Genomic DNA, 20800 nt, shown 5'->3' with positions numbered 1-20800 from the left:
ATGCAGATCGAGCTTCTCGATACCTTCCTCGACCTGGTGGAAACCCGCAGCTTTCACCGCACCGCCGACCGGCTGGGGGTGACGCAATCCACCGTTTCGGGCCGCGTCGTCGCACTTGAAACCGCACTGGGGCGCAAGCTCTTTACCCGCGCGCGCGCGGGCACGCTTCTGACCACCGAGGGGCTGAAGTTCGAGCCGCACGCCCGCAGCCTGCGCCGCGAATGGACGGAAACCCTGCGCGCCGTGCAATCCACCGCGACCACGGCGCTGAGCCTGCGGATCGGGATGCAGCAGGATGTGGCGGCCTTGCACCTGGGCGACTGGGTGGCGGCGTTCCGGCAGGCGCTGCCGCAGACGGCGTTCTACATCGAGCCCGACTATTCCACCCAGATCTGCACCGACATCGTGCTGGGCGCGATCGACCTTGGCGTGATCTTCAGCCCCCGCGCCCAGCCCGACCTGCATTTCGAGATGCTGGGCGAACTCGCCTACCGCCTTGTCTCGACCGAGACCGACCGCCGTGCGGGCCTGCGCCCCGAGACCCATATCCGCACCGAATACTCGCCCGCCTTCGCCCGCCTGCACGATCAGGCGCTGCCCGGTTTCACCGAAACCCCGGTGTCGAGCGGCCAGAGCGCGGCCGTCGCCGACCTGCTGACGGCGATGGGCGGATCGGCCTTCCTGCTGGAACCGACAGCGGCCCGGCTGGTGGCCGAGGGGCGCGCCGCGCTGGTCGCCGACGTGCCGCCGCTGGGCCAGCCGGTCTATGCCGCGCTGCATGTGCGCAACCGGCCCGGCCATGTCCACCGGCGCCTGCTGACCATCCTGCGCGACCGCTTCACGCGGCGGTAAGACGCGCAGCGGCGGTGGCCGGGCTTGCCCCGGCGAAAGCCGGGGGGCCGTCTGCCCCCCGGCCCCCCGAGAGTATTTTCACCAAGAAGATTGAGTGCGGTTTCGGTGCGAAATCGGTGCTTTTTCGGTATGCCGATTTCCCAGCCTTTTCCGCGCCTTGCTGCCGCTTTTCAAACCACGGTCTGCAACCGGTAGCCGGGAGCATACGCGAGGCGGACCGAGGTGATCGGCTCGTCCCCGGCCCAGGTCGTGCGTTCGGTGATGAAGAGCGCGGCCCCCGGCGCGATGCCCAGCAGGGCGGCCTCGTCCGGCGTTGCGGTTTCGGCGGAAAAGGCAATGTCGCCATAGGTATAGGCGACGGTCTTCACGAGCCATTCGTTGATGCTGACGGCGTGGAGATCTTCCGGCAATCCCTCGGGCAAGGCGGCGGGGTTGAGCCAGCGATCCTCGGACAGGAACGGTTTGCCGTCGGCGAAGTGCAGCGTGCGCAGGTGTTGCAGCCGCGCGCCGGGGGCGAGGCCAAGGCGCATCGCCACCGTCGGCGGCGGCACCGCCTCGGTGCTGTCCAGCAGGCGGAAATCGTAACGTTGACCGCGCCCCTCAACCTCCAGTCTTGTAACGGGAATATCCAATGTCGCCTTGCGCACCGGATGGGTGGCGACGCGGGTTCCCGCCTTGCGCCGACGCTCCAGCACGCCCGCCCCGGCCAGTTCGCGCAGGGCACGGTTGACCGTCGCGCGGGCGCAGCCGAACTCGGCGGCCAGTTGTTCCTCGGTCGGGATCGTGGCCCCCGGCACCCAGTCACGGCGCTGGATGCGGCGCAGGACTTCGGCGCGAATCTCCTCCCATCCCTGCGGGGCGGTCACAACTGCGCCCTGAGCCGCGCGAGGGTGGCGCGATAGCGGCCGGTGAGGGTGTCGTGATGCGCGTGGCGCCCGTCGTGCACAAGGTGGCGCCCGGCGGCCCAGACATCGGCCACCAGGCGGTCATCCCCCGCGAAGATCCAGGCGTCGAGGAGGTCATCGCCGTGCCGCCCGTCAAGATCGACATGGGTGGTGTCCAGCGCCACCAGATCGGCCCAGAGCCCCGGCGCGATGGCGCCCGCAGCCCGCCCGCCCGCCTGCGCGCCGCCCTGCACCGCGCCCTCGTAAAGCGCGCGGCCGGTTGACTTTTCCGCCGTCGCCAGCATCGCCCGGCCACGGTCGCGTAGGCGCTGCGAATATTCTAGGCTGCGCAGTTCCTCGGCCAGCGCGATGCGGATGTTGCTGTCGGACCCGATGCCGAACCGGCCGCCCGCCTGCACGAAGCGCACACCGTCGAAGATGCCGTCGCCCAGGCTCGCCTCGGTGATCGGGCAAAGACCGGCCACGGCGCCGGTCGCGGCGAGGGCCAGGGTTTCGGCCGGGGTCATCTGGGTGCAGTGGATCAGGCACCAGCGCGGATCGACCTGTGCATGGGCCAGCAACCATTCCGTTGGCCGCGCGCCATAGGCGGCGGTGACCTCCTCAACCTCGGCGACCTGCTCGGCGAGGTGCAGGTGGATCGGCGCGCCGGGTCGCATCTGCGCCGCCGCGGCCAGCCCGTCCCGGCTGACGGCGCGCAGCGAATGCGGTGCAAGGCCGAGGATGGCATCGCCCGGCAAGCCCTTCAGCGCCGCCGCCGCCCCCTCAAGAAGGGCCGCGAACTGGCTGATGTCATTGCCGAACCGCGCCTGCCCCGGCCCGAGCGCGCGACCATCGCAGCCGCCCTGCTGGTAAAGCACCGGCAGCAGCGTCAGGCCGATCCCGGTGACCGCCGCCGCTGCCGCGATCCGCTCCGACATTTCGGCGAGGCTGGCATAGGGGGCGCCGCCCGGCTGATGGTGCAGATAGTGGAACTCGGCCACCGCCGCGTAGCCCGCCTCCAGCATCTCCATCTGCACGAAGGCGGTGATGGCCTCGACATCCTCGGGCGTCAGGCGGTCGAGGAAGCGGTACATCAGGTGCCGCCAGGTCCAGAAACTGTCCCTCGGGTCGCGCCCGCGCCGCTCGGTCAGCCCGGCCATCGCGCGCTGAAAGGCGTGGGAATGCAGGTTCACCAGCGCCGGAAGCAGCACCGCGACGCGGTTGCCCGCAGGCGCCGCGTTCGGCGTCACGGCGGTGATGCGGCCGTCCGCGACCTCCACCACCACGTCGCGCGCCCAGCCCGTGGGAAGCAGCGCCTGATCGGCATGAAGGACGGTGCGCATCGGGGACTCCGCTTGACAGGGATTATTATGTGCAGACATAATACACAAACATGCAGACATAAGGCAAGCCTCATGGCGATGATTCTCGGCAATGCGGTGCTGGCGGCGATGACCGGCGGCTATGGCCTGATCGCGGGCGGCGCGGTCGTCATCGACGGTGGGCGCATCCTCTGGGCCGGGCCCGAGGCCGACATGCCCGTGACGAAAGCTGCGCGCCGCGACATGGGCGGCCGTCTGATCACCCCCGCGCTGATCGACTGCCACACCCATGCCGTCTTCGGCGGCCACCGCGCGCGCGAGTTCGAGATGCGGCTGAACGGGGCAAGCTACGAGGAGGTGGCGCGGGCTGGGGGCGGCATCGTTTCCACCGTCGCCGCCACCCGCGCGGCATCGGAGGATGACCTGCTGGCGCAGGCGCTGTCGCGCATCGACCAGATGCGGGCAGAGGGCGTCGGCACGATCGAGATCAAGTCGGGCTACGGGCTGGATATCGAGACGGAACTGCGGATGCTGCGCGTCGCCCGCCGGATCGGGCAGATGCGCGACGTGACGGTGCTGACGAGCTTCCTTGGCGCCCATGCCATCCCGCCCGACTACAAAGGCCGCGCCGACGCCTACCTGACCGAGCAGGCGATCCCCGCCCTGCGCGCGGCACATGCCGAGGGGCTGGTGGACGCGGTGGACGGGTTCTGCGAGGGCATCGCATTTTCCCCGGCCCAGATTGCGCGGGTGTTCGACGAAGCCAGGGCGCTGGGGCTGCCGGTGAAGCTGCACGCCGAACAGTTGTCCAACCTGCACGGGGCGGCCCTGGCGGCGCGCTATGGCGCGCTGTCGGCGGACCATCTGGAATACCTCGACGAGGCGGGCGCGCAGGAGATGGCCGCGGCCGGAACCGTCGCCGTGATCCTGCCCGGCGCCTTCTACACGCTGCGCGAGACCAAGCTGCCGCCGATCGACGTGCTGCGCAGGGCGGGCGTGGCGATGGCGGTGGCGACCGACTGCAACCCCGGCACCGCGCCGATGACCTCGCTTTGCCTCGCGATGAACATGGCCTGCACGCTTTTCCGCCTGACACCGCAAGAGGCGCTGCTGGGCGCCACCGCCCATGCCGCCCGCGCGCTCGGGCTGACCGACCGGGGCCGCATCGCCCCCGGTCTGCGCGCCGATCTGGCGGTCTGGGAGGCCGGGCACCCCGCCGAACTTTCCTACCGCATCGGCGCCACGCCGCTTCATTCCCGCATCATCGGAGGCCGCCTTGACGCCTGAAACCCTCACCCCCGGCGCCACCCCCTTGGCACAACTCGAACGGCTCTGGCGCACGGGCGCCCCCGCCCGGCTGGATCGCGCCTGCCGCCCGCAGGTGGAAGCCGCCGCCGCCGCCATCGCCGCCGCTGCGGCGGGCGGGGCAGCCGTCTACGGCGTCAACACCGGCTTTGGCAAACTGGCCAGCCTGAAGATCGCGCCGAAGGACACCGCCACCCTGCAACGCAACCTGATCCTGTCGCACTGCTGCGGCGTGGGCGAGCCCTGCCCGACCGCCGTCACCCGGCTGATGATGGCGCTGAAGCTCCTCAGCCTCGGGCGCGGCGCCTCGGGCGTGCGCTGGTCGCTGATCGAACTGCTGGAGGCGATGCTGGCGCACGGCGTCACCCCCGTCGTGCCGTCGCAGGGTTCAGTCGGCGCCTCCGGCGACCTCGCCCCGCTCGCCCACATGACCGCCGTGCTGATCGGCGCGGGCGAGGCCGAAGTGGGCGGCAAGGTGATGCCCGGTGCCGAAGCCCTCGCCAGCGTCGGCCTCACCCCGATCCCGCTCGGCCCGAAAGAGGGCCTCGCCTTCATCAACGGCACCCAGTTTTCCACCGCCTGGGCGCTGGTCGGGCTGTTCGGCGCCTGGAATGCCGCGCAATCCGCGCTGGTCACCTCGGCCCTCTCGACCGACGCAATCATGGGCTCCACCGCGCCCCTGCACCCCGAGATTCACGCCCTGCGCGGCCACGCCGGGCAGATCGAGGCGGCCCAAGTCATGCGCGCCCTGCTCGACGGCTCCGAAATACGCGAAAGCCACCGCGAGGGCGACACCCGTGTGCAGGACCCTTACTGCATCCGCTGCCAGCCGCAGGTGACCGGCGCCGCGATGGACGTTCTGCGGATGGCAGCCCGCACGCTGGAAATCGAGGCGAACGCCGCCACCGACAACCCGCTGGTGCTGACCGGTGCGGGCCTGATCGTCTCGGGCGGCAACTTCCACGCCGAGCCGGTGGGCTTCGCCGCCGACATGACGGCGCTGGCGATCAGTGAAATCGGCGCCATCGCGCAGCGCCGGGTGGCGCTGATGGTCGACCCGACGCTCAGCTTCGACCTGCCGCCGTTCCTGACGCCCGAGCCGGGGCTGAACTCCGGCCTGATGATCGCCGAAGTCACCACCGCCGCGCTGATGAGCGAGAACAAGCACCTTGCCCATCCGACCGTGACCGACAGCACCCCCACCTCCGCCAATCAGGAGGATCACGTCAGCATGGCCGCCCACGGCGCCCGCCGCCTGTCGCCGATGGTCGCCAACCTCACCATCATTCTGGGTGTCGAGGCGCTTTGTGCCGCGCAGGGGGTGGAGTTCCGCACGCCGCTGGCCACCTCGGCCCCGCTCGCCCGCGTGGTCGCGCGGCTGCGCCAGGATGTGCCGACGCTGGGGCCGGATCGCTACCTTGCCCCCGACATCGCCGCTGCCGCCCGCCTCGTCGCCTCGGGCGAACTGGCCCGCGCCGCGGCAAGCCCGCTGCCGGTGCTGGCGTGAAACCGCTTGCCGACCTGCGCATCCTCGATCTGACCCGCGTGCTGGCAGGGCCGTTCTGCACCGCGCTGCTGGCCGATCTGGGCGCCGAGGTCATCAAGCTGGAGCCGCCGCAGGGCGACGATTACCGCCACATCGGCCCCTTCGTGCAGGGGGAAAGCGCGCTTTTCACCCTGATGAACCGGGGCAAGGAGTCGCTGGTTCTGGACCTGAAAGACCCCGCGGCGCAGGCGCTGGCCCGCGCGGTCGCGCTGAAATGCGACGTCGTGGTCGAGAACTTCCGCCCCGGCGTGGCCGCCCGCCTCGGCCTGGGCGCCGAGAGCCTGCGGGCCGAGAAGCCCGCGCTGATCTACGCCTCGATCTCGGGTTTCGGGCAGACCGGGCCGGCGGCGCACCTGCCGGCCTATGACCTTGTGGCGCAGGCGATGTCGGGCCTGATGGCCGCGACCGGCGAAGAGGGCGGCGCGCCGCTGAAGGTCGGTGAAAGCTACGGCGACCTGATGGCGGGGCTTTACGCCAGTTGGGCGATCCTCGCGGCGCTGCACCGGCGCGCGACCACCGGCGAGGGCAGCACGATCGACGTGGCGATGTTCGACGCGCTCTTTTCGCTGCTGCCGACCAGCCACGCGCTGCAATTCTACGCGGACCGCGCGCCCGCGCGGGTCGGCAACCGTCACCCGCTGTCCACCCCGTTCGGCTGCTTCGCCTGCGCCGATGCCCAGGCGGTGATCGCCGTGCTGGGCGACCGGCAGTGGCAGGCGCTCTGCGCCCTGATCGGCCAGCCCGCCGCCGCCACCGACGTGCGCTTTGCCAGCGACGCGCAGCGCACCGCGCATGAACCGCTGGTCCGGGCGATGATCGAAGGGTGGAGCCGCCCGCAGCCCGCCGCCGCGGTGGTGGCCGCGCTCGCCGCTGCGGGCATTCCGACCGCCGAGGTGCAGACGCTGGCGCAGGCCGCGGCCTCGCCCCATGCGCAGGCGCGCGGGCTGGTCGCCGCGTTGCCGCACGCCACGCTGGGCCGGGCCCCGACGGTGGGCCAGCCGGTCCGTTTCGACGGGGAAAAGCCCCTCGCCACCACCAGCGCCCCGGCCCTTGGCGCCGACGGCCCCGCCATTCTTGCCCGTCTCGGATTGTCCCATGATTGACCTGTTCCCGATGCTCAGCGCGGAAGAGCACGCCTTTGCCGACATGCTCGCCCGCTTCTGCGCCGCCGAGATCGCACCCAAGGCCGCCGACACCGATGAAAGCGGGGCCTTCGTTCACGCTCAACTGGCCGCGCTGGCCGAAACCGGGATCATGGGCGCCAATCTGCCCGAGCCCTTCGGCCCCGGCATCTCGGCGCAGGCGCTGCTCAAGGCGGTCGAGATCGTGGCGGGGGCCTGCGGCTCCACCGTTTCGGCGCTGACGGCGCACTACCTTGCCACCGACTCGGTGCTGATCGGCGGCACCGACGCGGCGCGCGCCCGCTATCTGCCCGCCGCCGCCGAGGGCCGCACCCTGGGGGCCTTTGCGCTGACCGAGCGCAACGCAGGCTCGGACCCCGCCGACATGAAGACCCGCGCCACGCGGGAGGGCGACCATTACCGCCTGCGCGGCGCCAAATGCTTCATCTCGAACGGCGGCGTGGCCGATTTTGTCGTGGTCTACGCCGTGACCGACCCCGCCGCCGGGCACCGCGGCATCTCGGCTTTCGTGGTCGACAAGGGCACTCCCGGCTTCACCCCCGGCCGCGCCGAGCGCACGATGGGCCTCAAGGGCGGCCACGTGTGGGAGTTGGCGTTTGATTGCCTGATCCCCGCCGAAAACCGCCTTGGCGCCGAGGGCACCGGCTTCAAGACCGCGATGAAGGTGCTGGACAACGGCCGCGTCGAGGTCGCCGCCATGTGCATCGGCATCGCGCAGGCCGCGCTGAACCTGGCGGTGGGCTGGGCCAAGACCCGCATCATCGGCGGCGAGCCGCTGGCCGCACGGCAGGGCATCCGCTGGCAACTGGCCGATATGGCCACCGACCTGCGCGCCGCCCGCCTGCTGGCGCTGGAGGCCGCGCGGCAGCGCCAACTGGGCCTGCGTTTTTCCGAAGCCGCCAGCATGGCCAAACTCACCGCCTCGGAAATGGCGCACCGCGTCACCGACGGCGCGCTGCAACTGCACGGCGGCTATGGCTACACCCGTGACCTTCCGCTTGAACGCCTTGCCCGCGATTGCCGCATCATGCGCATCTACGAGGGCTCGTCCGAGATCCAACGCACCATCATCGCCGCCCATCTGCTGGCCTAGGAGCACGCCATGACCAACCCGCGCCACAACACCCGCGACGTCTACCCCGCCACCGGCACCACGATCACCGCCAAAAGCTGGCTGACCGAGGCGCCGATGCGGATGCTGATGAACAACCTGCATCCCGACGTGGCCGAAAACCCGCACGAGCTGGTGGTCTACGGCGGCATCGGCCGCGCCGCCCGCACCTGGGAGGATTTCGACCGCATCGTCGCGACGCTGAAGACGCTGGAGGAGGACGAGACGCTGCTGGTCCAGTCCGGCAAGCCGGTCGGCGTGTTCCGCACCCACAAGGATGCGCCCCGCGTGCTGATCGCCAACTCCAACCTGGTGCCGCACTGGGCGACCTGGGACCATTTCAACGAACTCGATAAAAAGGGTCTGGCGATGTATGGCCAGATGACCGCCGGGTCGTGGATCTACATCGGCACCCAGGGCATCGTGCAGGGCACCTACGAGACTTTCGCCGAAGCGGGCCGCCAGCACTACGGCGGCAACCTGACGGGGCGATGGATCCTCACCGGCGGCCTGGGCGGGATGGGCGGCGCGCAGCCGCTGGCGGCAGTGATGGCGGGGGCCTGCTGCCTGGCCGTCGAATGCGACGAGACGCGGATCGATTTCCGCATCCGCACCCGCTACCTCGACGCCAAGGCCCACACGCTCGACGAGGCGCTGGCGCTGATCGGCGACTGGACGGCGGCGGGCGAGGCGAAATCGGTCGGCCTTGTCGGCAATGCCGCCGACGTCTTCCCCGAACTGGTGCGCCGCATGAAGGCGGGCGGCCCCCGCCCCGACATCGTCACCGACCAGACCTCGGCCCACGACCCGCTGCACGGCTATCTGCCGCTGGGCTGGGGCGTTGCCGAATGGCGCGCGCGTCAGGAAACCGACCCCAAGGCGGTCGAACGTGCCGCCCGCGCCAGCATGAAGACCCATGTCGCCGCGATGGTCGATTTCTGGAACGCGGGCGTCCCCACGCTCGACTACGGCAACAACATCCGTCAGGTCGCGCAGGACGAGGGGCTGGAAAACGCCTTCGCCTTTCCCGGCTTCGTGCCCGCCTACATCCGCCCGCTGTTCTGCCGCGGCATCGGTCCGTTCCGCTGGGCCGCGCTGTCGGGCGACCCCGAGGACATCTACCGGACCGACGCGGCGATGAAGAAGCTCTTCCCCGACAACGCCGACCTGCACCGCTGGCTCGACATGGCGCGTGAACGCATCGCGTTTCAGGGCCTGCCTGCGCGCATCTGCTGGATCGGTCTGGGCGAGCGCCACAAGGCCGGCCTGATGTTCAACGAGATGGTCCGCAAGGGTGAACTCAAGGCCCCGGTGGTGATCGGCCGCGACCACCTCGACTCAGGCTCCGTCGCCTCGCCCAACCGCGAGACCGAAGCCATGAAGGACGGCTCCGACGCCGTCTCCGACTGGCCGCTGCTGAACGCGCTGTTGAACTGCGCGTCGGGCGCCACCTGGGTCTCGATCCACCACGGCGGCGGTGTCGGCATGGGCTACAGCCAGCACTCCGGCATGGTGGTGGTCGCCGACGGCACCGACGACGCCGCCCGGCGGCTGGCGCGCGTGCTCTGGAACGACCCGGCCACCGGCGTAATGCGCCACGCCGACGCGGGCTACCCGATCGCGCTCGATTGCGCCCGCGATCACGGGCTTCGCCTGCCGGGCATTCTGGGGAACTGACGGCAAGGGGCCCTTTCCCTTTCGCATTGGCCCAAATATCCCACGGGGGTGCGGGGGTGTGAAACCCCCGCTTCCGCCGCCACAAGGAGCCGCCCCATGCATTACGCCCCCGGCCGCGAGCCCTGCCCGCTGCCCTTCGCGCCCTTCAAGTCCTGCACCGTGCCGCGGCCGATCGGCTGGATTTCCACCGTGTCGACCACCGGCGTGGCCAACCTCGCGCCCTACAGCCAGTTCCAGAACCTGACCTTCGATCCGCCGATGGTGATGTTCGCCGCCAACCAGTATTCCGACGGCCGCCGCAAGCATTCCGTGCTGAACGCCGAACAGACCGGCTGGTTCGTCTGGAACATGGCCACCTACGACCTGCGCGAGGCGGTCAACATCAGTTCGATGGAATGGCCCGACGGGGTGGACGAGTTCGAGAAGGCGGGGGTCACCAAGGCGCCCTCGATCGACGCGCCCGGCCCGCGCGTCGCCGAAAGCCCGGCGCAGTTCGAGTGCCGCTACCTGTCCACCCACCGCCTGCGCGGCAATTCCAGCCACGGCTGGGTCGAGGTCGTCTATGGCGAGGTGATGCGAATCCACGTCAAGGACGAGGTGCTGACGCCCGAGGGCAAGCTCGACATCCTGCGCATCCGCCCGCTCGCCCGGCTGGGCTATCACGACTACACCAGCGTCACCGAAGTGTTCGAGATGCGCATCCCGAACGCCTCGGGGATGGCGGCGGACGGGCTGGAAGGCAAGGCCTGAAAGCGGGCGGCGGCCTGCGGCGGGCACGGGGGGCCGTCTGCCCCCCGGCGCCTCCGGCGCTCCCCCCGAGGATATTTCAGGACCGAAAGAGAGGGGGGCGCGGGGATCACCTGCCGGGCGGTGCGGGCGCCCCGGCATCGCCCGGTCGCCCGCTCGCAACATCGTGAGTTGCCGGAACAGGGCCTGCGGCGCAGCTTTTCCTGGCTGACGGTCGAACGGGGGAAAGATGACGCGCGAAACGGGTCTTCTGGCGGTGGCGGCGATCGTGCTGGGGGCAATCGGTGCGGGGCCGGGCCCGGCCGGGGGCGCCTCTGGCGCCGCGACCTTCGATGGCAACTGGACGGCGCAACTGGTTTGCCCTGACACGCCCGGCAAGGCCTTGGGATATACTTGGCAGCTTGTCGGCGCCATCGCGGGCGGCAGTCTGAAGCTTCAGCACGGCACGGTTGACACGCCAAACTCGGGCACCCTGCACGGCCCCATCGCCCCCGACGGCACGGCCCGCCTGTCGATGGACGGCGTTACGGGCGATGCCGCCTATATCGCGAAGAAGCGCGTTTCTTCGGGCGCGGTCTACCACTACGACATCGACGCCCGGTTTCAGGATCGCACCGGGACCGGCATCCGCCTTGGAACCGGGCCCGCCTGCACTCTGACGTTCAAGAAGTCCTGACCTGCCGGGGCCCGTCAGCGGCGCGAAACCGGGGCTGTTTCGGTGTGCCGATTTCCCAGCCGTTAAAGGCTCTGATGCTCCCCCGCCCGGCTCAGCGCCAGTAGGGCTGCGACCAGGCGCGCCGCCCGGCGTGGTCGATCAGGGTCACGCGGAACCAAGGCGAGGTGCCCAGACGGTCCAGCGGCACTCGTGCCTTGGTCATCGAATTGCCATGCACCGCCTTGGCGCCCTGACCATAACCCTGCACGATGACCGAGCGCACCGCCGAGCACTCGACATCGACGCCCTTCTTGTCGAAGGTCACCCCGCGCAGTTCCGGCCCCTGCGAGGAATAGTAATGCCCCGCCTTCAGCGCCGCCAGCAGCGCCTCGGGCGTGTTCTCCTGCGCCTTCACCATCACCCAGCCGCCGAAATGGTCGGGTTCCGAGAAATGCGCGTCGTCGGTGGCGCAAAGGCTCAGGTGGCGCCCCTCGGACAGCAGCAGGTCGGCGATGGCGAAACCGTCGGCGCGGTCGCAGCCCTCGGCGCAGCCGTGGTTGTAGATCTCCACCGCGTGGGCGGCGGTGATGGTGCGCGCGTCGGCCAGCGTCAGGCCCGACCACTGCGGGTGCGCGATGGCGACGAAGGCGCCCGCCGCCACCGCGCGCGCGGCGATCTCGGGGCCGGTTTCCATGCCCTCGACCGGGTAGAAATGCGGCGCGTTGCCGGGGGCGAAATCGGCGGGCAGGCCGACCGCGAGGATGTGCCACAGCTCGCCGTTCAGCGTCGGGCCGGAATGCAGTTCGGCACCCAGGATCGTGGTGAAGCCGTTGCCGCGATAGGGCGTGGTGTCGGTGATCGGGTATTTGTAAAGCCCGATGAAATGGTCGGTCAGCGCGAGGAAGTCATATCCCTCGGCGCGGTAGCGGCGGCAGACCTCTTCCGGTGCCAAGACGCCATCGGAATTGGTCGAATGGGTGTGCAGGTTGCCGCGCCAGAAGCGGCCGGGGGCGGTGAAGGCATCAAGCTGTTCGGTCATGGAGGGCTCCTTTGGCGGGCAATCTGGGGGATCGCGCGGGCGGCGGCAAGGGTCAGGCGACGCGGGCGCCCAGCACCCAGGTGGCGCGCACCACCGGCGTGTCGCCGACGCGGCGGATGCGGATCAGGTCGGCGCGCTGGCCGGGTGCGATGCGGCCGCGGTCGGTCAGGCCGGCGGCAGCAGCGGGGGCGGCGGTGACGGTGGCGATCCCGCGCGGCAGGTCGCCCCAGATCTCGCCCAGCCGGAAGGCGGCCGTCAGCAGCGCCGAGGGCACATAGTCCGACGACACGATATCCAGCAGGCCCATCCGCGCCAGATCCTCGGCGGCGACATTGCCGGAATGCGAGCCGCCGCGGATCAGGTTCGGCGCGCCCATCATCACCGCGATGCCGTGCGCGTGGCAGGCCTGCGCCGCCTCAACCGTGGTGGGAAACTCGGCCAGCCGGATGCCGTAGGCGGCCGAAGCGGTCACATGGTCCACGTCAGTGTCGTCGTGGCTGGCCAGCACGGCGCCAAAGCGCGCCGCCTCGGCCACCGCCATGGCCTCGTGCAGCGCGCCGAATTCGTCGCGCAGCGCCTTGAGGTTGGCGACATGGTCCTGGAAATCCTGCTCGGAATAGCCGCGCTTGCCCTGCACATAGGCGCGCAGCTTTTCGACGTCGCGGAACTGGCGCTGGCCGGGGGTGTGGTCCATCAGGCTGACGATGCCGACCCGGTCGGCGGGCCCGAACTCGGCCAGTTCATCGACCAGCGTTTCGGAACAGACTTCGGCGCGCAGGTGCAAAAAGTGGCTGATGCGCAGCGCGCCCTGCGCCCGCAGCTCCAGAATCTCCGACGCGAGCGGGCGGGCATAGCGCTTGTAACTGTTGTCGCGTTTCTGGATCGAGCCCACCCGCAGCGCGTCGAACACCGTGGTGATCCCCACCCCGGCCAGTTCCGCGTCATGCGCGATGATGGCGGCGGCGTGCGGCCAGTCGACCTTGGGCCGTGGCTCGATGTGGCGTTCGAGGTTGTCGGTGTGCAGTTCGATCAGTCCCGGCGCGATCAGGTCGCCTGCGCAATCGAGCGCGTCCTGCGGCACCCCGGCGCCCTCGATGATCTCGGCGATGTGGCCGTCGACGATGCGCAGGCTGCCCCGCAGCATGCCCTGCGGCAGAATGAGCGTGGCGTTGGCCAGAATCGTCTCAGACATGAGTGGTTCCTTGTTGATCCGCGCGGTATCGGGGGCCAGCGTCACCGGGCTGTGACGCGAGCCTGAGGAAGAGGGGCGCATGACCGGATACGATCGCTACGCCATCTACTATGCGCCGCCGCCGGGGGCACTGGCCGATTTCGCCGCCCGCTGGCTGGGCTGGGACGCCGCGACGGCGCGCGACGTTGCGCACCCCTGGGTGCCGGGCCTGCCCCGTGACGTGGCGGGCCTGACCGAGACGCCGCGCAAGTATGGCTTTCACGGCACGCTCAAGCCGCCGTTCCGGCTGGCCGTCGGGCAGGATGCCGAGGCGCTGCACCGTGCCGCCATCGAACTGGCCGCACGGCTGGCGCCCGTCACGCTGAACGGTCTGGCGCTGCACCGGCTGGGCGGGTTTCTGGCACTGACGCCCGAGGGGGATGCCAGCGCGCTGGCCACCCTCGCCGCCGCGGTGGTGACCGGGCTCGACGGCTTCCGCGCGCCCCCCGATGCCGCCGAGATCGCCCGCCGCCGCCCCGAGCGGATGAGCCCGCGCCAGCGCGACCTGCTGGACCGATGGGGCTATCCCTATGTGCTGGACGAGTTCCGGTTTCACCTGACCCTCACCGGCGACCTGCCACCCGACGAGGCGCATCAGGTCGAGGCCGCGCTGGCCCCGGTGATCGCGCCGCTGCTGCCCCGCCCCTTCGTGGTCGATCAGCTTTGCCTGTTCGGGCAAGCCGCCGACGGGCGGTTCCGCATCCTGCACCGCTACACCCTTTCCGGCTGAAGCGCGGCGAGGAAGGCGGCGACGGCCTGATCCAGCGGCCCGTTGTTCTCGACCACGCGAATCGGGATGCCGTAGGGGATTTCGTAGCTTGCCCGCGCCAGCCGCCGCGCGATCTCGTCGCGGGTCTCGCGGCCCCGGGCGGCCAGCCGTTCCGCCAGCACCGGCACCGAGGCGGTGACGTGGATCACGCCCAGGCTGGGATAGTGTTCCCAGGCGGTGCCCAGCATGGCGCGCGAGCCGTTGAAGATCACGTCGCGGCCCTGGCTCAGCGCGCGGTCGATGTCGGCCGGGATGCCGTAGCAAAGTCCGTGCGCCTCCCAGTCGAGGGCAAAATCTCCGGCCGTCTTGCGGCGCGCGAACTCTTCGGACGTGACGCCCTCGAAGGGCTCGCCCCCGGCCTCCTGCGGCCGCGTGATGACACGGCGCGCGACATGCAGGCCGGGTCGCGCGGCCCAGGCCGCCGCGATCAGCGTATCCTTGCCCGCCCCGGACGGGCCCACCACAGCGAAGATACGCCCGGCCATCAGCCGCCCTCCTGCACGACGGCTGCGGGCAATTGCGCATTGACAGGGGCCTGCGGGGGTCGCACCATTGGCGCCGAAGTCATTGATTTGCGGACCCCGACGCCGATGCGGGGTTGTTTGCCGGGCCGGTCGAATTTGAGTTGCGGAGGGATGCTGTGGCGCAATTGATGATCATCAGCGAAACGGGAATGTTCCATTCCGCCTGCCGCTGCACCTTTTCCTCCAGCACGGTCTGGGCCGGTTTCAAGCCCAAGCAGCATCGCGCCCCGGCGGGCGCGGGGATTGTCGATACCTCGGACCGAACCGCCTTCATCAACCATCAGATCACCTTCGAGGTGGACGAGGGGCGGCTGCGCAGCGCGCTGACCAAGGTGACGCGGGACTATACCGGGGCGACCTATGTGCTGTCGGTGAAGGATTGCGTCAGCTTTTCGGCCGATATCGCGCGCCGGGCTGGGCTGGCCGTGCCGCCGGTCAACATCACGCCCTACGGGTTTCTGGAAATCCTGGCGGTCTGGAATGACTACGTCAGCAAGTCGTAGGGCCGAGCGGCGGCTTGACATCATGCGGCCCCACCTGCGGCGGGAGTAAAGGCCGACACATCCACCTCGCGATCCGCTACGCGGGCGCGTGCGGCCTCGTCATGGAAGATGCCGACGATTGCGGCGCCGCGGGCCTTGGCCTCTTCGATCAGGCCGAGCACGGTCTCGCGGTTCTTCGCATCAAGGCTGGCGGTCGGCTCGTCCAGCAGCAGCGCCGGGTAGGCGTGCGCAAAGCCGCGCGCGATGTTCACCCGCTGCTGCTCGCCGCCCGAAAACGTGGTGGGCGACAGCGACCAGAGCCGTTCCGGGATCGCCAGCCGCGTCAGCAGCGCCTCGGCGCGGGTGCGCGCTACTGACGGATCGACGCCCAGCGTCAGCAGCGGTTCGGCCACGACATCGACGGTGGGCACCCGCGGCACGACGCGCAGGAACTGGCTGACATAGCCCAGCGTGTCGCGCCGAAGCTGCAGGATCTCGCGCGGTTCGGCGCGGGCGACATCGAGGTCGCCGACGCGGATACTGCCCGCCTGCGCCAGATAATTGCCCCAGATCATCCGCATCAGCGTCGACTTGCCCGCCCCCGAGGCACCGACCAACGCGACGCACTCGCCGGGCGCCACCGTGAGGCTTGCCCCCGCCATCACCGGGATCACCGTGCCGCCCTGATTGTGCAGGGTAAAGGCCTTGTGCAGGTCTCTGATCTCGATCATCGCAAGGACTCCTAAAGCCAGTGCCGCCACTTGAAGAAGAGATACGTCCCCAGCGCCGAGGCGACCATCAGCACCAGCGCAACCGGATAGCCCCAGGCGGTCGCCAACTCCGGCATATGGGCGAAGTTCATGCCGTAGATCGAGGCGATCAGGGTCGGCGGCAGGAACAGCACCGCCACCACCGAGACGATCCGCACCGTCACGTTCTGCGCCAGGTTCACCATCCCCAGCGTCGCATCGACCGCCAGACCGACACGCGACGACAGGAAATCGGCGTGCACTTCCAGCGCCTGCATGTCGCGCATCTGGCCCTTGACCACCGCGCCCAGCGTGTCGCCTTCGTGCCGGGCCGCGAGGGTCTGGCCGAAATAGCTCATCGCGCGTTCCAGCGTCAGGATGCCCAGCCGCACCCGGCCCAGCAGGTCGCCCTGCCGCCCGGTCTGCTCCAATGCCAGTTGCAGCAACTCGGGGTTCTGCCCCGCCTTGCCGCCGAACACGTCGCGCGTCACCCGGTCGAGCGCGTGGCCGATTCCTTCCAGGATGTCAGCCTGACGCGCCACGATCTCTTCCGTCAGCCCCAGCAAGATCCGCTCGGGCGAGGCGCAGCCCGCGGTCGCCTTTTCGGCCCGCGCCGGGTAGGTTTCGAACGGGCGCGGCGTGTGGTGGCGCACCGTCACCAGCCGCTGGTGTTGCAGGATGAACGTCACCGGCACCGAGATCGCGATCTCTGTGTCGGAAGATCCCGGCAGCACCACCGTCAGGTAATCGGCGCCCTCCTCACGGTAAAGCCGGTTCGAGATCTCGATCTCTTCCATCTCGGCCAGCGTCGGCACGGTCAGCCCGAAGCGCGCGACCTCGGCCACCTCGGTCTCGGTCGGGTTCATCAGGTCGATCCACAGCGCATCATCCAACGACGCCCCGGGGTCGAGGCGGATCAGACCGTGGCCGTTCGGACGAAAAGCCTGAAGCATCGCATCACACCTGCAAGACCGAGGACACCAGAAGCTGAGTATAGGCGTGTTGCGGGTCGTCCAGCACCTGATCGGTCAGCCCGCTTTCAACCACAAGGCCGGATTTCATCACCATCAGCCGGTCGGCCAGCAGCCGCACCACCGCCAGATCATGCGTCACGATGACCGCCGACAGCCCCATCCGCCGCACCAGCCCGCGCAACAGGTCCAGCAGCCGCGCCTGCACGCTGACGTCAAGGCCCCCGGTCGGTTCATCCATGAACACCAGCCGCGGCCCGGTGACAAGGTTGCGCGCGATCTGCAAGCGCTGCTGCATGCCGCCCGAAAAGGCCGAGGGGCGGTCGTCGATCCGGTCCGCCGCGATCTCGACCCGGTCGAGCCAGTCCAGCGCCGCGCTGCGGATGCCGCCATAGTTGCGCGCGCCCACCGCCATCAGCCGCTCGCCCACGTTGCCGCCCGCGCTGACGCTCATCCGCAGCCCGTCGCGCGGGTTCTGGTGCACAAAGGCCCAGTCGGTGCGGCCCAGCATCCGCCGCTCCGGTTCCGCCATCGTCACCGTGTCGCGCGGGCCGTCGGCGCGGGTGTCGAAGATCACGCGGCCTTCGTCAGGCGCCAGATGGCCCGCAAGGCAGTTCAGCAGCGTCGATTTCCCCGACCCGCTTTCGCCGACGATCCCCATCACCTCGCCCGGCCAGAGGTCGAAGCCGACATCAGCGCAGCCGATCCGCGCGCCGTAGCGTTTCGTCAAGCCGCGAACCTGCAACAGCGGTGTCATCCCTCGTCTCCTTCCCCGAATTCTCGGCGAGAATTCACGCTTCAAATCTTCGCCGAAGATTTGTCCTGTTCGGCGCGCCGCGTCGTGCAGTAGTCGGTATCCGAGCAGACGAACATCCGCCCGCCCGCATCATCCACGATCACCTCGTCCAGATAGCTGACCTGCGACCCGCACAGCGCGCAGGCGTGGTCGGCCTTGGTCGGCTCGAACGGGTAATCCTCGAAATCAAGGCTGACCACCTGCGTATAGGGCGGCACGGCGTAGATGCGCTGCTCGCGCCCGGCGCCGAAAAGCTGCAGCGCGGCACTGTCCGACAGTTTCGGGTTGTCGAATTTCGGGATCGGCGAGGGGTCCATGACATAGCGCCCCTCCACCTTCACCGGATAGGCATAGGCGGTGGCGATCGCGCCGTGACGGGCGATGTCCTCGTAAAGCTTCACATGCATCAGGCCGTAATCCTCCAGCGCGTGCATCTTGCGCGTCTCGGTCTCGCGCGGTTCGAGAAACCGCAGCGGTTCCGGGATCGGCACCTGATAGACGAGGATCTGGCCCTCGGTCAGCGCGGTTTCGGGAATGCGGTGGCGGGTCTGGATGATGCTCGCCTCGCCCGTCGCCTCGGTCACCGCCACCCCCGCCGTGCGCTGGAAGAACTTGCGGATCGAGACCGCGTTGGTGGTGTCATCCGCGCCCTGGTCGATCACCTTCAGCACGTCCTCGGGCACCAGACACGCCGCCGTCACCTGCACCCCGCCGGTGCCCCAGCCATAGGGCATCGGCATCTCGCGGCTGGCAAAGGGCACCTGATAGCCGGGGATCGCGACCGCCTTCAGGAGTGCCCGGCGGATCATCCGCTTGGTCTGCTCGTCGAGATAGGCGAAGTTGTAGTCGGTCATTCCGCGGCCTCCCGCAGCGCCTCGGGCATCCCGGCGCGCAGCTTGCGCACCAGTTCAAGTTCGGACTGGAAGTCCACGTAATGCGGCAGTTTTATGTGTTCGAGAAAGCCCGTCGCCTGGATGCTGTCGGCGTGGTAAAGCACGAATTCCTCATCCTGCGCCGGGGCGCCGGAGAAATCCTCGCCCAGTTCCTTCCAGCGCAGCGCCCGGTCCATCAGCGCCATCGCGATCGCCTTGCGCTCGGTCTGGCCGAACACCAGGCCATAGCCGCGGGTGAACTGCGCCGGTTCGGTCTTCGAGCCCTTGAACTGGTTCACGGTCTCGCATTCGGTCAGTGTCATCTCGCCGATCTCGACCGCAAAGCCAAGTTCCGGAATTTCCATTTCTACAGAACAGGCTCCGATCCGAAGCTCGGCCACGAAGGCATGGTTGCGCGCATAACCGCGCTGGGTCGAATAGGCCATGCCCAGGATGAAGCCTTCATCCCCCCGGGTGATGGATTGCAGCCGCAGCGCGCGATTGGCAGGCAGTTCCAGCGGCTCGCGCGTCAGGTCCGGCGGCATCTCGTCAGAACGAGGTTCGACCTCTATCAACCTGTCCCGGTTCAGGAATTCCGTGATCCGCGGGGTCGGCTCCGCACGCGGTTCCGCCACAGGCGCGACCGGCACTTCGCCCTCGGCCATCAGCTTGAAATCCAGCAGCCGATGGGTGTAATCGAAGGTCGGACCCAGCACCTGCCCGCCCGGCGCGTCCTTGAAGGTGGCCGAGATGCGGCGATCGCAGGCCATCGCGCCGGTATCGAGCGGCCGCGACGCGCCAAAGCGCGGCAGCGTGGTGCGGTAGGCACGGATCAGGAAGATCGCCTCGATCAGATCGCCGCGGGCCTGCTTGATCGCCAGCGCGGCAAGGTCGGGGTCATACAAGGATCCCTCGGCCATCACCCGGTTCACCGCCAGCGTCATCTGTTCACGGATCTGCGCGACGGTCAGTTCCGGCACCCCCGGATCGCCGCGCCGCTCCTCCGCCAGAAAGGCATGGGCATTCTCGATCGCGCGTTCACCGCCCTTGACCGCGACATACATCAGACCGCCTCCGCCCTGGTGGTGCGCGGCAGTCCGGCCAGCCGGTCGCCGCAGCACAGGATCAGGTCGATCCCCAGCGGAAAGCGCCCGGCATTCAGCCGCAGCGCCGCATCGCCCGGCAGGCGCAGGGACGCGGTGTCGCGGATGCCGGGGCCGCGCAGGCGATGCGTCGCCGGTTCAAGCGCATCCGCCTCGACGATCAGCGTGGCCGAGCGGTCGGGATAGTCCGAAGTGCCAAGCGCAAAGTGCTCCAGCGGCTGCAACCCGGCCCAGTCGCCCAGCGCGAACACCGCCTGCCCGGCCGCAACCAAGGGCGCGCCGGTGTGAAACGTGATCCAGTCGCGCACCGCCCGCAGATCGTGCGAGGGCGCCAGATGCACCGGCGTCGTTGCATCGACCAACGTCAGCAGCGCCACACCCGCCGCCACCGACAGCGGCGCGGGCGGCCGCGCGCCCGCCACCGTTTCCAGCCTGCCGGGCCGCGCCATCGCGTTCAGCACGGCGCGGAAGGCGCGCGCCGCCTCGGGGCCTGCGTCGGCGAAACCACCTTGAAGCGAGATCGCGTCCATCAATCTTCCCCCCGCACCAGCGTGAAAAACTCGACCCGGGTCGCGGCGGCCTTGGCCGCGCGGCTCCCGGCAGCCTCGGCCCGCGCCTGTGCCAGCGGCGCCAGCACCCGCGCCCGCACCTCGGGCCCGCGCGGCCCCTGCATCAGCGCATCCAGCAGCGCAGCCCGCCGCGCGTGATCCTTGTCGCGGCCCTGCACGGTGGCGTGCCCGACTTCGCCCGACGGCAGCCGCAGCGAACAGCGCGTCACCGTCATCTCGCCTAGATTGAAGGGCGCCCCGGTGCCGCCCATCCGGCCCTGCACCATCACCGCGCCAACCTCGGGCGGGCGCAGCACTTCATGCGGCACGGCCTCGTCCCACAGCGCGGCAAGGGCGGCGGGCGGGGCCTTGGCAAGCTGACCCATCCACGCCTTGCGGTCTTCTTGCGCGGTCATGTAGACACCTTGCGAAGTTGTCTAATCTACTATACAACTAGACAAATCCTTACCCCATC

General features: G+C 69.5%; 22 protein-coding genes. 10 read left to right on the top strand and 12 right to left on the bottom strand.

The features are described from left to right. The gene (locus AC11WY_RS08835; protein WP_482924550.1) at nucleotides 1–852 is read left to right on the top strand and encodes a LysR family transcriptional regulator; all 852 of its coding nucleotides are present in this window, start codon (nucleotides 1–3) and stop codon (nucleotides 850–852) included. Between the two features lie 170 nt (nucleotides 853–1022). On the opposite strand, the gene AC11WY_RS08830 is transcribed toward AC11WY_RS08835, so the two are convergent. Next, nucleotides 1023–1718, bottom strand: a complete 696-nt coding sequence (locus AC11WY_RS08830; RefSeq protein ID WP_482924548.1) for a GntR family transcriptional regulator — start codon at nucleotides 1716–1718, stop codon at nucleotides 1023–1025. After that, a complete protein-coding gene (locus AC11WY_RS08825) occupies nucleotides 1715–3079 on the bottom strand; it encodes a formimidoylglutamate deiminase (protein WP_482924546.1) in 1365 nt (454 codons plus the stop codon). Before AC11WY_RS08825 ends, AC11WY_RS08830 begins: the two co-directional genes overlap by 4 nt. A gap of 72 nt (nucleotides 3080–3151) precedes the next feature. On the opposite strand from AC11WY_RS08825, the gene hutI reads away from it, so the two are divergent. The 7 genes from hutI (at nucleotide 3152) to AC11WY_RS08790 (ending at nucleotide 11262) form a co-directional block, all read left to right on the top strand. Beyond that, nucleotides 3152–4345, top strand: a complete 1194-nt coding sequence (gene hutI / locus AC11WY_RS08820) for an imidazolonepropionase (RefSeq protein WP_482924544.1) — start codon at nucleotides 3152–3154, stop codon at nucleotides 4343–4345. Next, complete coding sequence (hutH, locus tag AC11WY_RS08815; protein ID WP_482924542.1) at nucleotides 4335–5870, top strand: histidine ammonia-lyase; 1536 nt, start codon at nucleotides 4335–4337, stop codon at nucleotides 5868–5870. The genes hutI and hutH overlap by 11 nt, the downstream gene beginning before the upstream one ends. After that, the gene (locus AC11WY_RS08810; RefSeq protein ID WP_482924540.1) at nucleotides 5867–7012 is read left to right on the top strand and encodes a CaiB/BaiF CoA transferase family protein; all 1146 of its coding nucleotides are present in this window, start codon (nucleotides 5867–5869) and stop codon (nucleotides 7010–7012) included. The genes hutH and AC11WY_RS08810 overlap by 4 nt, the downstream gene beginning before the upstream one ends. Next, nucleotides 7005–8144 carry an acyl-CoA dehydrogenase family protein gene (locus AC11WY_RS08805; RefSeq protein ID WP_482924538.1) on the top strand — a complete coding sequence of 380 codons (1140 nt, stop codon included), beginning with the start codon at nucleotides 7005–7007 and terminating at the stop codon, nucleotides 8142–8144. Before AC11WY_RS08810 ends, AC11WY_RS08805 begins: the two co-directional genes overlap by 8 nt. A gap of 9 nt (nucleotides 8145–8153) precedes the next feature. Further along, complete coding sequence (gene hutU, locus AC11WY_RS08800) at nucleotides 8154–9839, top strand: urocanate hydratase (RefSeq protein ID WP_482924536.1); 1686 nt, start codon at nucleotides 8154–8156, stop codon at nucleotides 9837–9839. Nucleotides 9840–9935: 96 nt separating this feature from the next. Continuing rightward, entirely contained in the window at nucleotides 9936–10589 is a 654-nt protein-coding gene (locus AC11WY_RS08795; protein WP_482924534.1) for a flavin reductase family protein, read from the top strand. A 226-nt stretch (nucleotides 10590–10815) separates the two neighbouring features. Continuing rightward, the gene (locus tag AC11WY_RS08790; protein WP_482924532.1) at nucleotides 10816–11262 is read left to right on the top strand and encodes a hypothetical protein; all 447 of its coding nucleotides are present in this window, start codon (nucleotides 10816–10818) and stop codon (nucleotides 11260–11262) included. Between the two features lie 91 nt (nucleotides 11263–11353). On the opposite strand, the gene AC11WY_RS08785 is transcribed toward AC11WY_RS08790, so the two are convergent. Together AC11WY_RS08785 and AC11WY_RS08780 are read right to left on the bottom strand one after the other, a co-directional pair. Continuing rightward, nucleotides 11354–12280, bottom strand: coding sequence for a PHP domain-containing protein (locus AC11WY_RS08785; protein ID WP_482924530.1), 927 nt, complete (start codon nucleotides 12278–12280; stop codon nucleotides 11354–11356). 52 nt (nucleotides 12281–12332) lie between these two features. Continuing rightward, nucleotides 12333–13472: an alpha-D-ribose 1-methylphosphonate 5-triphosphate diphosphatase gene (locus AC11WY_RS08780; protein ID WP_482924528.1), complete on the bottom strand. Its 1140-nt coding sequence runs from the start codon at nucleotides 13470–13472 to the stop codon at nucleotides 12333–12335. A 79-nt stretch (nucleotides 13473–13551) separates the two neighbouring features. Between AC11WY_RS08780 and AC11WY_RS08775 the strand changes: the two genes are divergently transcribed. Continuing rightward, nucleotides 13552–14241: a DUF1045 domain-containing protein gene (locus tag AC11WY_RS08775; RefSeq protein ID WP_482924526.1), complete on the top strand. Its 690-nt coding sequence runs from the start codon at nucleotides 13552–13554 to the stop codon at nucleotides 14239–14241. On the opposite strand, the gene phnN is transcribed toward AC11WY_RS08775, so the two are convergent. Beyond that, nucleotides 14223–14765, bottom strand: a complete 543-nt coding sequence (gene phnN / locus AC11WY_RS08770; protein WP_482924524.1) for a phosphonate metabolism protein/1,5-bisphosphokinase (PRPP-forming) PhnN — start codon at nucleotides 14763–14765, stop codon at nucleotides 14223–14225. The genes AC11WY_RS08775 and phnN overlap by 19 nt on opposite strands. Before the next feature lie 155 nt (nucleotides 14766–14920). Between phnN and AC11WY_RS08765 the strand changes: the two genes are divergently transcribed. Beyond that, nucleotides 14921–15307, top strand: coding sequence for a hypothetical protein (locus tag AC11WY_RS08765; RefSeq protein WP_482924522.1), 387 nt, complete (start codon nucleotides 14921–14923; stop codon nucleotides 15305–15307). Nucleotides 15308–15327: 20 nt separating this feature from the next. On the opposite strand, the gene phnL is transcribed toward AC11WY_RS08765, so the two are convergent. Genes phnL through phnG form a run of 7 tightly spaced genes read right to left on the bottom strand, consistent with a single transcriptional unit; the run spans nucleotide 15328 to nucleotide 20741 of the window. Then, on the bottom strand, nucleotides 15328–16017 hold the full coding sequence (gene phnL, locus AC11WY_RS08760) for a phosphonate C-P lyase system protein PhnL (RefSeq protein WP_482924520.1): 690 nt from the start codon (nucleotides 16015–16017) through the stop codon (nucleotides 15328–15330). 11 nt (nucleotides 16018–16028) lie between these two features. Then, nucleotides 16029–16988 carry a magnesium transporter CorA family protein gene (locus AC11WY_RS08755; RefSeq protein WP_482924518.1) on the bottom strand — a complete coding sequence of 320 codons (960 nt, stop codon included), beginning with the start codon at nucleotides 16986–16988 and terminating at the stop codon, nucleotides 16029–16031. A gap of 4 nt (nucleotides 16989–16992) precedes the next feature. Further along, nucleotides 16993–17763 (bottom strand): phosphonate C-P lyase system protein PhnK, encoded by a 771-nt coding sequence (phnK, locus tag AC11WY_RS08750; RefSeq protein ID WP_482924516.1) that lies wholly within the window; start codon nucleotides 17761–17763, stop codon nucleotides 16993–16995. Between the two features lie 41 nt (nucleotides 17764–17804). Continuing rightward, nucleotides 17805–18656: an alpha-D-ribose 1-methylphosphonate 5-phosphate C-P-lyase PhnJ gene (locus tag AC11WY_RS08745; RefSeq protein ID WP_482924514.1), complete on the bottom strand. Its 852-nt coding sequence runs from the start codon at nucleotides 18654–18656 to the stop codon at nucleotides 17805–17807. Next, a complete protein-coding gene (locus tag AC11WY_RS08740; protein ID WP_482924512.1) occupies nucleotides 18653–19738 on the bottom strand; it encodes a carbon-phosphorus lyase complex subunit in 1086 nt (361 codons plus the stop codon). The genes AC11WY_RS08745 and AC11WY_RS08740 overlap by 4 nt, the downstream gene beginning before the upstream one ends. Continuing rightward, nucleotides 19738–20307, bottom strand: a complete 570-nt coding sequence (gene phnH, locus AC11WY_RS08735) for a phosphonate C-P lyase system protein PhnH (protein ID WP_482924510.1) — start codon at nucleotides 20305–20307, stop codon at nucleotides 19738–19740. Before phnH ends, AC11WY_RS08740 begins: the two co-directional genes overlap by 1 nt. Beyond that, the gene (gene phnG / locus AC11WY_RS08730; protein ID WP_482924508.1) at nucleotides 20307–20741 is read right to left on the bottom strand and encodes a phosphonate C-P lyase system protein PhnG; all 435 of its coding nucleotides are present in this window, start codon (nucleotides 20739–20741) and stop codon (nucleotides 20307–20309) included. The genes phnH and phnG overlap by 1 nt, the downstream gene beginning before the upstream one ends. Nucleotides 20742–20800 lie beyond the last annotated feature (59 nt).

The organism is Solirhodobacter sp., assembly GCF_964715405.1.
Note: the sequence above shows the minus strand (reverse complement) of the source record. Positions and strands in the feature narration are given on the sequence as shown.